This window comes from Pseudomonas sp. NMI542_15 (assembly GCF_021283425.1).
GTDB classification, from domain to species: Bacteria; Pseudomonadota; Gammaproteobacteria; order Pseudomonadales; family Pseudomonadaceae; genus Aquipseudomonas; species Aquipseudomonas fortuita.
Window position 1 is genome coordinate 1 of record NZ_JAJSRO010000032.1, and the last position, 12,547, is coordinate 12,547.

Genomic DNA, 12,547 nt, shown 5'->3' on the forward strand with positions numbered 1-12,547 from the left:
GACGATGGGAATCGAACCCACGACAACTGGAATCACAATCCAGCGCTCTACCAACTGAGCTACGCCCACCATATTGCATTACAACTTTACTTGCTTGCCCAAGCTGCCTAATGGCGCACCCGGCAGGACTCGAACCTGCGACCATCCGCTTAGAAGGCGGATGCTCTATCCAGCTGAGCTACGGGCGCTTAAGCTTGAAGCCTAACCGAACAAGTCATTAACAGGTAACTGCTAAACCACTCATTCTGCCCGACTTAGCCAACCAGTGCTAGGCTGTGCCCGACAAGTGCGGCGAATCTTATAGGCGACCCCGAAAGTCGTCAACACCTTTTTCAAAAAAATTTAAATTATTTAAGGGGTTAGGGGATTTGCCCGACCACCCGCCTTTGCCCTTGGCGCGTGTCGTGCGAGAATACGCGTTCTTTATTGTTTCCTTCTCGATGGTTAATCACGCGTCTATGACTGCACACCTAATCGATGGCAAGGCGATCGCCGCCAGCCTGCGCAAGCAGATCGCTCAACGTGTCGTGGAGCGTCGCCAGCAAGGCCTGCGTACGCCGGGCCTGGCAGTGATCCTGGTCGGCACCGACCCCGCCTCGCAAGTCTATGTCTCGCACAAGCGCAAGGACTGCGAAGAGGTCGGTTTCATTTCGCAGGCATTCGACCTGCCCAGCGACACTTCGCAGCAGGCCCTGACCGAGCTGATCGATCGCCTCAACGACGACCCGGCCGTAGATGGCATCCTGCTGCAACTGCCGCTGCCGGAGCACCTGGACGCCTCGCTGCTGCTCGAGCGCATTCGCCCGGACAAGGACGTGGACGGCTTCCACCCGTACAACGTAGGCCGCCTGGCCCAACGCATCCCGCTGCTGCGCCCATGCACACCGAAAGGCATCATGACCCTGCTGGAAAGCACTGGTCAGGACCTGTACGGCATGGATGCGGTCATCGTCGGCGCCTCCAACATCGTGGGTCGCCCGATGGCCATGGAGCTGCTGCTGGCCGGCTGCACCGTGACCGTCTGCCACCGCTTCACCAAGGACCTGGCTGGCCATGTCGGGCGTGCCGACCTGGTGGTTGTGGCTGCCGGCAAGCCGGGCCTGGTCAAGGGGGAGTGGGTCAAGGAAGGCGCCATCGTCATTGACGTGGGCATCAACCGCCAGGAAGACGGCAAGCTGGTGGGCGACGTGGTCTACGAGACCGCCCTGCCGCGCGCTGGCTGGATCACCCCGGTGCCGGGTGGCGTCGGGCCGATGACCCGGGCCTGCCTGCTGGAAAACACGCTGTATGCGGCGGAAGAGCTGCATAAGTAACAGTACGTGATGTGAAAACGGCACCTCTGGCAGGTGCCGTTTTTTTTGCCCATAAGCAATGCGCTGGCAGCACGCTGGCAGGCCTGAGTCTTTACCACCCTCCGCGGGTGGCCGCTCAGGGCTGGCGCCACTGCACCGGCTGCCGGTAGGCCTGCGCCCAGGCTTGCACTTCGCCGGCCGGCATCGGCCTGGCAATGCAATAACCTTGCGCCAGCTCGCAGCCCAGGCCCATCAGCACCCTGCCGTGCTCCACACTCTCCAGCCCTTCGGCTACCACCTCGCGACCGAAGGCTCGCGCCAGGCCGATGACGGCGGCGGTCAGCGCAAGGTCGTCCTGGTCGTGCAGGATGTCGCGCACGAACGACTGATCGATCTTGATCGTCTGGGTGGGCAAGCGTTTCAGGTAACTCAACGACGAATAGCCGGTGCCGAAATCGTCCAGCGAAAAGCGCACGCCCAGTGCACGACAGGCATCCAGGCAGCGGCTGACGTGCTGCAGGTTGTCGATGGCCACTGACTCGACGATTTCCAGGTCAAGCCGGGACGGGTTCACCTCCGGGTACTCTGCCAACAGCTGCTGCAGCCGCTCGGTAAAGTCACTGCGCTGTAAATGCCGCGCCGCAATATTCACACTCAATGACCAAGGCTGCCCCTGCCGCCCCCAGGCCTGCAACTGACTCAGCGCCTGGCCGATCACCCACTCGCCGATTTCAACGATCAGGTCGGTCTGCTCAACCCAAGGCAAAAAGTCGCCGGGCGGCACCACGCCCCGGCCAGGCCGCTGCCAGCGCAGCAAGCCCTCGAAGCCCAGCACCTGACCACTGCGCAGGTTCACCTTGGGCTGGTAATACAGGCACAGCTCGCGGTCGGTCAGTGCCCGTCGCACCCGCGCCACCGTCTGGTGGGTAGCCTTGAGCTCCTGCTCCTGCGATACGTCGAACAGGTGATAGCGGTTGCGCCCGCGCTGCTTGGCCAGATACATGGCCTGGTCGGCGTGGCGTACCAGCGTATCGGCATCTTCGTCATCCTGCGGGTACAGGGTCACGCCAATACTGGCGCTGAGCGACAGCGTGTGTTCACGTACCACACAGGGCGCCGCCAATGCCCGCAACACCCGCCTCAGGGCTGCATGCAGCTGGCGCTCATCATCAACATGGCGCAGGATCAGCACAAACTCGTCACCCGACAACCGGGCCACGGCATCACCCCCTCGCAGGATACCCTTCAAGCGCTGCGCCACTTCCACCAGCAGCAGGTCGCCCACGGCATGCCCGTAACCGTCGTTGACCGCCTTGAAGCCATCCAGGTCGAGCATGCACACCGCCAGCGAGATGTCTTCGCGGCGTGAGTAGGCCAAGGCCTGGTTCAGCAGGTCGGAGAGGTAGGCACGGTTGGGCAGGCCCGTCAGCACATCGTGACCCACCCGCCACTGCAAGGTATGCAGCAACTGGCGCTTCTCGGTGACGTCAAAGCGGATCGACACATACTTGCGCACCTGGCCAGTCAGCGGATCGACCAGTGGCACCATGGTGCTGTCGACCCAATACAGCGAACCGTCTCTGGACCGGTTGCAGATCTCCCCCTTCCACACCCGCCCGGCGGCGAGGGCGCGCCACATGCCGACAAAGAATGCCGGCTCGTGCAGGCCGGAGTTGAGGATGCGGTGGTTGGCGCCCAGCAGCTCCTCACGGCTGTAGCCCGAGATGCTGCAGAACTGCTGGTTGACGTAGGTGATGTTCCCACGCAGGTCGGTTTCGGAAAAGATCGCGGCCGCATCTACGGCCGCGCGATAGTTATCATCCATAAAGCATCCTGCCTTAGCGGTTGAAGCGCTCCACCAGGGCGCGCAATCCGGCGCACACCTGTTCCAGTTCGGCGCCGCGCGAGGCGGCGGCGTTGGCGCTGTGAGCGCTATGCTGGGCAATTCCGGCTACGCCGTTGATCTGCCGCGAAACGTCTTCTGCCACCGCCGACTGCTGCTGCGAGGCGGTCGCCATCTGCTGGCTCATGTCACTGATACGCTGCACCGCGTCACGAATGCCATGCAATGCCTGCCGGGCTTCCTGGACCTGAGCAACACCTTGCTCGGCGCCAATGATGCCTTGGCTGGCAATGGCCACGGCCTCCTCGGCGCCAGTGCGCAAGGTGTCGATGATGGCCTGGATGTGCAGTGTTGACTGGCGGGTCTTGTCAGCCAGTGCACGTACCTCGTCGGCAACCACGGCGAAACCACGGCCTTGTTCGCCCGCACGCGCAGCTTCAATGGCTGCGTTGAGGGCCAGCAGGTTGGTCTGTTCGGCAATACCGCGGATCATCCCGGCAGCTTCGGCGATGGCACCGGTCTGACCGGCCAGGTGGCTGACCGCCTGGTTGATCTGGGTTACGGTGCTGGCCAAGGTGCGAATCGCCGCGCCACTGGCATCGGCCACCTGGCTACCCTGTTCGGCCAACTGGTGCGCAGTGCGGGCTTCGGCAGCAGTCAAGTGCACGTGGTTGGCCACTTCACCGATGGAGGCCGCCATCTGGTTCATCGCTGTGGCACTCAGATCGGTTTCTGCGCGCTGCTCCAGCGACGCCGCCTCAGTGCTGCGTGACAACTGCCCGGCATCGTGGGCCGCCACGGCCATTTGCCCGGCCAGGTCGCTCAACCGCGTCAACGCGGTTTTCAGGCGCGCTTCTTCGCTGATCAGCATCAGTTGCAGTTGCCCGGCAGCGCCAGGCAGGTCGCTGTAGGTCAAGGCCGCGACCGGGTCGGCGAAGGTACCTTCGGCCCCCTCGACCACCTGTTGCATCCGGCGTCCGATGGCGTTGTGCGCCCACAGCCCGTAGGCCAGGAACAACCCCACGGTCAGCCCCTGCCCCACCAGGCCAGGCCACAGCTGGTTGGCGCCCAGCGCCAGCAGCCCACCGGCCAGTGGCAAGGCCAAGGCCTGCACCAGCATGCTCAGCCGGCGCGGTACCGACAGTGCCGCCTGGCCGGCACGCATCCGCGCATACAGGGCCTCGGCGCGTGCCACCTGCTCACGCGTGGGGCACACCCTTACCGACTCATAGCCCACCACCCGCCCACCTTCGAGGATCGGCGTGACATAGGCGTTGACCCAGTAGTAGTCGCCGTTGCGGCAGCGATTCTTGACGATACCCATCCAGCTCTTGCCAGCCTTCAGGTAGCGCCACATCAGTTCGTACACCGCCGGCGGCATGTCCGGGTGGCGCACCAGGTTGTGCGGGCTGCCGATCAGTTCAGCGTCGCTGTAGCCGCTGATGGCGGCGAATTCGGGGTTGCAATAGGTGATCAGGCTGGCGGTATCGGTAGCGGAAATGAGCCGCTGATCAGAGGGAAAACGTTGCTCGACCGGGGTTACCGGCAAGTTGAGACGCACAGTGAGACTCCATTCATGGGGGGTGCCAGGCGGCTGCTACCGAGCGTTTTGCGGGATAAATAATCCCGCAAACACCTGCTTGGTGACTGCCCAGTCAGGCGCGGATTCTACGAGCCCCAACACATAAAGCAAATAAACCTTACGGATCATGGCGTTATCTATTATTCAAGGCCCTTGGCTGGGCTTGGCAAGCTGATTGCAAAGCCCTTGAGGCGCTGGTCAAGCCCTGCACAATTTCGTACGCGCCACCTGCATGGCGCGCACCGAACTAGAGCCTGGCAAGCCAGAGCGCCCCATAACTGGTCAGACCGGTAAGGCCAAAAACCCTTGCAATGTCGGATTTTTCGCGCTTTTATGGCTTCGCGCTGAACAAACCGGTAAGACCACAATAATTAAGTCCTGCGCTCTTTCGCCCCGTGCGGCTACCGAAGCAAGGACACCGATCAGAGACTCCCCCCATGCTCAAATGGTGCTCGCGTTCGATATTCCTGCAAGTCGTGCTCGGCCTTGCCCTCGGCATCGCCTGCGGTCTCAGTTTTCCCGACCTTTCCCTGCAACTCAAACCCCTCGGCGACGGGTTCATCAAGCTGATCAAGATGCTCATCGGCCTGATCGTGTTCTGTGTGGTGGTGAGCGGCATCTCGGGCGCGGGCGACCTGAAAAAGGTCGGACGCATCGGCCTGAAGTCGGTGATCTACTTTGAAGTGCTGACCACTCTGGCGCTGGTGATCGGTCTGGTGTTCGCTTTCAGCAGTGGCATCGGCAGCGGTGCCAACATCCACCTGGACCAGTTATCCAGTGCCGATGCCAATGGCCTGGCCGAGCGCGGCCAGCACATCCATGGCGCCACGGCGTTCTTCATGGACCTGATCCCCACCTCCGTGGTAGGTGCCTTCGCCGACAACAACATTCTTCAGGTACTGCTGTTCTCGGTGCTGTTCGGTAGTGCACTGAACCTGGTAGGTGACTCGGCCGCCGGTATCTCGCGGCTTATCAACGAGCTGAGCCATGTGATCTTCCGCATCATGGGCATGATCGTACGCCTGGCCCCCATCGGCGTATTCGGCGCCATCGCCTTTACCACCAGCAAGTACGGCCTGGAATCGCTGCAACACCTGGGCGGCTTGGTGGCATTGTTCTACCTGACCTGCGCCGGCTTCGTGCTGATTGTGCTGGGTACGGTGATGCGCCTGTCGGGGCTGAAACTGCTGCCGTTGATCAAGTACCTGCGAGAGGAGCTGACCATCGTCCTTGGTACCGCGTCTTCCGACGCTGTGCTGCCCCAGATCATGCGCAAGCTGGAGCACCTGGGCATTGGCAGTTCCACGGTCGGCCTTGTAATCCCCACCGGCTACTCGTTCAACCTCGACGGTTTCTCCATCTACCTGACCTTGGCCATCGTGTTCATCGCCAACGCGACCGGCACGCCGCTGGAAATGACCGACCTGCTGACCATCCTGCTGGTGTCGCTGGTGACTTCCAAGGGGGCTCATGGCATCCCAGGCTCGGCACTGGTGATCCTCGCCGCCACCCTGACTGCCGTGCCGGCAATCCCGGTGGTAGGCCTGGTGCTGGTGCTGGCGGTGGACTGGTTCATGGGCATCGGCCGGGCGCTGACCAACCTGATTGGCAACTGCGTGGCCACCGTGGCCATCGCCCGCTGGGAAAAGGATATTGACCTGGAACGCGCGCAGAACGTGCTCGACGGCAAGCTCGGCTTTACCCCAACCCCGCGCAAACAGCCCAATACGCACCATCAACAGGAATTTTGACCGAAAGTGGCCGGCGATGACGCCGGCCCTTGCAGGAGCGAACCGTGATCAGCTCATCGACCGTCGTCAACTCAGTGGTGGAAAAACTGCGCCAGGCCCTGGCCCGGGGCCAATGGCGCACCGGCGACATGCTGCCGGGCCAGCGCGAGCTGGCCGAACAGCTGGGCATCAGCCGGCCCAGCCTGCGCGAAGCGGTGACCGTACTGGAAACCTTGGGCCTGGTGCGCTCGCTGCCGGGCAAGGGCGTCCTGGTGCTGGATGCCGACGCCGTCACTCAGGAACAGGGCATGGACACCGGTGCTGCGGCCAGCCTGGCCGATGTGCTGGAGCTGCGCTACACCCTCGAGCCTTTCATCGTCGGGCTGGTGGCGCAGTCGGCCAATAGCCAGGACGTCGGCCAGTTGCGCCTCACCTTGATGGACATGCGTGAAGCGCTGGAGGCCGATGACAGCGAAGCCGGGGTAAAAGCCTACATCGCTTTCCATGAGGCGCTGTTCACCCTGACCACCAACCCGATCTTCCAGAGCGTGGTGCAACAGACCGGTAATGCCTTGAAGCAAAGTGCCGACATGCTGCGCAATTCGCCCGAACACCTGGCAGCACGGCTCAAGGAAAACGAAGCCGTGGTACGCGCCATTCGCGAACGCAACAGTGCCCAGGCCAGCGCCCAGATGCGCCAGCACATTCTGGCCGAAGGCCAACGCATGGGCATCCCGCTGAACATCCCGGACGAACACCCGCGCCCATGACCCCAGGAGAGCGACCATGAATGCCGCCCCCCACCTGCCAGCCCTGCTGGCTGCTGGCGAAACCCGTCTGTCGGCCGAGCAAATCTACCCTCGGCTGTTCGACGCCATTCTCGAACAGCGCCTGCCACCGGGCGCCCTGTTGCCCGAGCAGGCGCTGGGCCATGCCTTTGGCGTCAGCCGCACCGTGATACGCCGTGTGCTTGGGCGCCTGTCCGACCAGCAGGTGGTGGTGCAGCGGCCCAGCCACACCGCGCACCTGGCGGCGCCCGACCCGGACCAGGCGCGCCAGGTACTCAGTGCCAGACGCCTGGCCGAAACCACGCTGATCACCTTGGCCGCCCAACGCGCTCGGCCGGCGCAGGTGCGCCAGCTGCGGCAACTGGTGGAACGCGAACGCCAGCACCATGAAAGCGGCGAACGGTGCGCGGCAATCCGCCTGGGCGGCGAGTTTCACCTCAAACTGGCGCAGGTGGCAGCCAATGCGCCACTGGCGCGGTTTCTCAACGGCCTGGTTCCAATGACCTCGCTAATCATTGCCCGCTACGAATCGCCGTGCTGCGACCACTGCGCCTGGCAAGAACATGCGGCGATCATCGATGCCGTGGAGCAAGGCGATGCCGAGGCGGCGCTTGGGCTGATGCACAAGCACCTGGACCGCCTGGAACAAAAGCTCGACCTGAACTAGCCGCTCATGCTGACGCGGTCCCTGTAGGACCGCGATGACCGGGCGATGGGCTGCACAGCAACCCCACTCACCCGGCCCTATACTGCGAGAACCACCCCAGCCTCTACCAGGGAGGCGGCCGCGTGAGTTCTCGAATCCTTCTGTTGCTGTGCCTTCTGCTGGCCCTCACCGGTTGCGCGGGCAAGCGCCCACCAGCCCCGCCGCCCCCTGCGGTGCTCACCCCGGCCACCTGGCAACGCATCGATCAGGAACTGATCGACGCCTCGGTCGGCGCAGCCGGCTCGGCCAATGACTATGCACGGCGCTCCATGCGGGTGTGGCGGGAACAGGTACAACAGCGCACCGAAAGTGACTTCATCCCCTGGTTCACCGGCTACTGGACCCAACAGTGGCTGACCCTCAAGGTGGCCTGGTACAAACTCGACAGTGGCACAGGCCGGGAGCCGGCAGAAAAGCGCCTGGCCCTGTACCTGCAGGAGCAATACCACGTGCGGGTGATCGAGCCGGTGGCCGAACAGATCAACCCCGAGGGCATCCGTGACCGGGCCTGCGAGCTGTACCTGCAACTGTTCGGCCAGCAACTGCCAGCCATCATCAGCCGCTACAACGCGCCGCCCGAGCAGCTCAGCCAGCGCCTCAACCGCATCCCCGCCATCGCCCTGGGGCCACCGGATGCCCGCAATGCCAGCCTGTATCAACTGCTACGGGCCAAGCCGCTGGACCAGCAGCCGGCCTGGCAAGCCATGCGCCAGCACCTTCATCAACTGGCCAGCAAGGGCCCCGGGAGAACCGATGTCGGGCTTAATTCGGTGGCCACCCAGGCGAGCGACAAGCTCGGCGCTACCCTGGCCCCACGCGGCATCGCCAGCGCCGTCGCATCAGCAGTCGGCAAAGTGGCGGGAGCGATGATTTCAATCGCCGCGGCCGGCTACGGCATGATGACCCATGACCGCGAACAGCCGCAGATGGTCGAGCAGTTGCGGGTGATCCTCAACGTGGCACTGAACCAGGAATGGCAGGAGTTGATGGAGAACCGCCAGAGCGGGGCAATGGCGGGGGTGTATTACCTGTCGGGGCAGGTTGAGGACAGCTTGCTCGCCAGCGCACCACGTCCAGTTGAACAACCGGTGGAACAGCAGGTAAAGCAGCAGCAAGAACCTTTGATCATCCGCCTGCCGCCTTAGTGGGTACAGGCTGGATCAAGCAGCAGCCATGGCAGAACGTGGCAGCCCAAAGACCCGGTCGAACGCCCAGTTGTAGGCGAAGGTGTAGCACGGCACCAGAATGATGAACGCCATATCGACCAGCAACGCCTCCATCAGCGTCATGTCCAGCCACCAGGCAATCAGCGGGATCAGGTACACCACCAAGGTCAGCTGGAAACCGATGGCATGCGCCACTCGGCGCGCCACGCTGCGCCCGCGCCTGGCCTGGCGGCTCTCCCAGTACTCGAACAGGGTGTTGTAAATCAGGTTCCAGAGCATGGCGATGGTGGTGATCATGACCGCCAGTGGCCCGGTATGCGACGCCTGGGTGTCCGACAGGTAGGCCAGGCCGAGGGTCGACATGCACAGCCCAATCAGCTCATAGAAAGTCACGTAGACCAGTTTGCGTTTTAGTCCCTGCATCGGGATTACTCCAATGACAAAAGCGATGGGCGCGATCATGCGTCATCATGCTTGACAGCAAAAGTCAGCGGCTGTCAGATCTACTGACAGGAGGCTGCCATGAATTTTTCCAGCGACAACATCCAGCTGTTTCTTGCCGTACTCGACCGCGGCTCGTTTTCCGCCGCCGCACGCGCCCTCCAGCGGGTGCCTTCGGCCGTGAGCATGGCCATCGGCAATCTTGAGGCCGAGCTGGGCTACAGCCTGTTCGAGCGCGGCTCAAGTGAGGTTCGCCCTACCGCAAAGGCTTTGGCCCTGGAGCCACACGCCAGGCTGATTGCCGAACAACTGGGGCTGCTACAAGTGCATGCCCTGGAGCTGTCCCAAGGGTTGGAAAGCAGCCTGAGCGTGGCCGTTGTGCCAGACATCGACCACCGCCCGTTGCTGGCGGCCATCGCCAGCCTGGGCGAGCGCCACCCGTTGCTGGATAACGCCCTGCTCAGCGCCCCGCAGGAAGAAGCCCTGCACTTGCTGGACAGCGGGCGGGCCGACCTCTGCGTGGCCTTTGCCGGCCTGCAGGTCGATGCCCGCCGAAGCTTCCAGCACATCGGCGTGGAGTCGCTGGTGGCCACGCTGTCGCCCACCCACCCGGCCTTGCGCGAGGGGCGCATTCACTACCTCGAAGACCTGACCCGGGTGCGTCAGATTCTGGTGCGCAGCCGCGACCTGCCGCTGGCTGACCCGCGCCCGCTGATCGGCGCCACACACTGGTCCACCGACAGCTTCGACCTGGCGTTGCAAATGGTGGAAGCCGGCCTGGGCTGGGGCGACCTGCCACTGTCGCGGGTCGCGCCGCGGCTGGCCAACGGGCGCTTGGTACGCCTGGATTTTCGCAATACCCGCAACGAGTTGCAGTTGCCGGTACACATTTTGTGGCGCAAACAACAACCGCTGCAGCAGGCCGCACGGCTGTTGATCGAACAGCTGACGAATCAGTGACTGCCGTCTGTCGAAACGCCCAGAAGAAATTACTGTAAGTGCTTCAATCTTTTACCCCTTGAGCCGATATCTCGGTCGACAGGCACCGCATCGCGTCATGAGCGTGCTGCGCCCTCCCCTCATTGGCTCAAGGTCTCGAAACATGAACCTGAAATTTCGCCACAAGATCCTGCTCAGCGCCTGCGGCGTCGTGGTCCTGGCATTTGCCCTGTTCACGCTCTACAACGACTACCTGCAACGCAACACGATCCGCCAGAACATCGAAGCCTCGGTACAGCAATCCGGCGCACTGACTGCCAGCAGCGTGCAAAACTGGATGAGCGGGCGCATCCTGGTGCTGGAAAACCTGGCCCAGGATATCGGCCAGCAAGGCACCGGGGAGACCCTGGCCGGGCTGATCGAGCAGCCTTCCTACACGCGCAATTTCCTGTTCACCTACCTGGGCCAGGCCAACGGTGTGTTCACCCAGCGCCCGGATACCCAGATGCCTGCCGGTTACGACCCTCGCCAGCGCCCGTGGTACGGCGCCGCCGCCAGCGCCGGGCAGACTGTGCTGACAGCCCCCTACCAAGGCGCTGTCGGTGGCCTGATGGTGACCATCGCCACCCCGGTGAAGCGCAAGGGCGATGGTGAACTGATGGGTGTGGTCGGTGGCGACGTGACTTTGGACACGCTGGTCGAGATCATCAACTCGGTCGATTTCGGCGGCATCGGCCACGCCTTCCTGGCCGACGCCAACGGCCAGGTGATTGTCAGCCCCGACAAAGACCAGGTGATGAAGAACCTCAAGGACATCTATCCGGGCAGCAACCTGCGGGTTGCCGCCGGCATGCAGGATGTCATCCTCAACGGCCAGGACCGCATCATTTCCTTCGCCCCGGTGGCCGGCCTGCCGTCGGCACAGTGGTACATCGGCCTGTCCATCGATAAAGACAAGGCTTACGCGGCGCTCAGCCAATTCCGCACCTCGGCGATCATCGCCATGCTCATTGCCGTGGCTGCCATCGCCGGCCTGCTGGGCCTGCTGATCCCGGTGCTGATGCGCCCGCTGACCACCATGGGCCGCGCCATGCGCGACATCGCCGAAGGTGAAGGCGACCTGACCCGCCGCCTGACCGTGCAAAACAAGGACGAATTCGGCGAGCTGGCCACCTCGTTCAACCGCTTTGTCGAACGCATCCATGCCTCCATCAGCGAAGTGTCCTCGGCCACCCGCCTGGTGCATGACCTGTCGGAAAAAGTGGTCAGCGCGTCCAACGCGTCAATCAGCGGTTCTGAAGAACAGAGTATGCGCACCAACAGTGTGGCCGCGGCCATCAACGAACTGGGGGCTGCCACACAGGAAATCGCCCGTAACGCCGCCGATGCCTCGCAGCATGCCAGCGGCGCCAGCGAGCAGGCCCACGGCGGGCGTGCAGTGGTCGAGGAAGCGATCAGCGCCATGACCGCCCTGTCCCAGCGCATCAGCGAGTCCTGCGCGCAGATCGAAACGCTTAACGCCAGCACCGACGAAATCGGCAAGATCCTCGATGTGATCAAGGGCATCTCGCAGCAGACCAACCTGCTGGCACTGAACGCCGCGATCGAGGCCGCCCGTGCCGGTGAGGCCGGCCGTGGTTTTGCCGTGGTGGCCGACGAAGTGCGCAACCTGGCACACCGCACCCAGGAATCGGCAGAAGAGATCCACCGCATGATCACCAGCCTGCAGGTAGGCTCGCGCGAAGCGGTGCACACCATGAACACCAGCCAGGTTTCGAGCGAGCAGACCGTGCAGGTGGCCAACCAGGCCGGCGAACGCCTGGCCAGCGTGACCCAGCGTATTGGCGAAATCGATGGCATGAACCAGTCGGTGGCGACCGCCACCGAAGAGCAGACTGCCGTGGTCGAGAGCCTCAACCTGGACATCACCCAGATCAACGCCCTGAATCAGCAAGGCGTCGAGAACCTGAACGAGACACTGCTGCACTGCGATCAACTGGCTCAACAGGCTGGCCGCTTGAAGCAGCTGGTAGGCAGCTTCAGGATCTAAGCCCTGTCAT

Annotated in this window: 9 protein-coding genes, 1 tRNA gene and 2 pseudogenes; 7 read left to right on the plus strand and 5 right to left on the minus strand. The window is 63.2% G+C overall.

The annotated features are described in order from the left end of the window. Nucleotides 1–111: 111 nt before the first annotated feature. Nucleotides 112–188: transfer RNA gene (locus LU684_RS28220), tRNA-Arg, on the minus strand. A 270-nt stretch (nucleotides 189–458) separates the two neighbouring features. On the opposite strand from LU684_RS28220, the gene folD reads away from it, so the two are divergent. Further along, nucleotides 459–1,313: a bifunctional methylenetetrahydrofolate dehydrogenase/methenyltetrahydrofolate cyclohydrolase FolD gene (folD, locus tag LU684_RS28225; protein ID WP_016485882.1), complete on the plus strand. Its 855-nt coding sequence runs from the start codon at nucleotides 459–461 to the stop codon at nucleotides 1,311–1,313. Nucleotides 1,314–1,428: 115 nt separating this feature from the next. Here folD and LU684_RS28230 read toward each other — a convergent pair whose 3' ends face one another. The 3 genes and pseudogenes from LU684_RS28230 to LU684_RS30890 all read right to left on the minus strand — a co-directional run. Continuing rightward, nucleotides 1,429–3,117 (minus strand): putative bifunctional diguanylate cyclase/phosphodiesterase, encoded by a 1,689-nt coding sequence (locus LU684_RS28230; protein WP_016485881.1) that lies wholly within the window; start codon nucleotides 3,115–3,117, stop codon nucleotides 1,429–1,431. A 13-nt stretch (nucleotides 3,118–3,130) separates the two neighbouring features. Continuing rightward, nucleotides 3,131–3,616, minus strand: a pseudogene (locus LU684_RS30885) (methyl-accepting chemotaxis protein); the annotation flags it as partial. Nucleotides 3,617–4,414: 798 nt separating this feature from the next. Next, a pseudogene (locus tag LU684_RS30890) lies at nucleotides 4,415–4,696 on the minus strand (PAS domain-containing protein); the annotation flags it as partial. Nucleotides 4,697–5,154: 458 nt separating this feature from the next. Here LU684_RS30890 and LU684_RS28240 point away from each other — a divergent pair. From LU684_RS28240 to LU684_RS28255, 4 genes are all read left to right on the plus strand, one after another. Beyond that, nucleotides 5,155–6,468 (plus strand): C4-dicarboxylate transporter DctA, encoded by a 1,314-nt coding sequence (locus LU684_RS28240; protein ID WP_016485879.1) that lies wholly within the window; start codon nucleotides 5,155–5,157, stop codon nucleotides 6,466–6,468. A gap of 44 nt (nucleotides 6,469–6,512) precedes the next feature. Then, nucleotides 6,513–7,217, plus strand: a complete 705-nt coding sequence (locus LU684_RS28245) for a FadR/GntR family transcriptional regulator (protein WP_016485878.1) — start codon at nucleotides 6,513–6,515, stop codon at nucleotides 7,215–7,217. A gap of 16 nt (nucleotides 7,218–7,233) precedes the next feature. Continuing rightward, nucleotides 7,234–7,902: a GntR family transcriptional regulator gene (locus LU684_RS28250; RefSeq protein WP_016485877.1), complete on the plus strand. Its 669-nt coding sequence runs from the start codon at nucleotides 7,234–7,236 to the stop codon at nucleotides 7,900–7,902. Nucleotides 7,903–8,024: 122 nt separating this feature from the next. Further along, the gene (locus LU684_RS28255; protein WP_016485876.1) at nucleotides 8,025–9,086 is read left to right on the plus strand and encodes a hypothetical protein; all 1,062 of its coding nucleotides are present in this window, start codon (nucleotides 8,025–8,027) and stop codon (nucleotides 9,084–9,086) included. Nucleotides 9,087–9,101: 15 nt separating this feature from the next. Here the strand turns inward: LU684_RS28255 and LU684_RS28260 are convergent, their stop codons facing one another. After that, complete coding sequence (locus LU684_RS28260; RefSeq protein WP_016485875.1) at nucleotides 9,102–9,530, minus strand: PACE efflux transporter; 429 nt, start codon at nucleotides 9,528–9,530, stop codon at nucleotides 9,102–9,104. A gap of 99 nt (nucleotides 9,531–9,629) precedes the next feature. Between LU684_RS28260 and LU684_RS28265 the strand changes: the two genes are divergently transcribed. Next, entirely contained in the window at nucleotides 9,630–10,508 is an 879-nt protein-coding gene (locus LU684_RS28265; protein ID WP_232895273.1) for a LysR family transcriptional regulator, read from the plus strand. A 142-nt stretch (nucleotides 10,509–10,650) separates the two neighbouring features. Continuing rightward, complete coding sequence (mcpA, locus tag LU684_RS28270; RefSeq protein WP_023047831.1) at nucleotides 10,651–12,537, plus strand: methyl-accepting chemotaxis protein McpA; 1,887 nt, start codon at nucleotides 10,651–10,653, stop codon at nucleotides 12,535–12,537. Nucleotides 12,538–12,547: the final 10 nt, after the last annotated feature.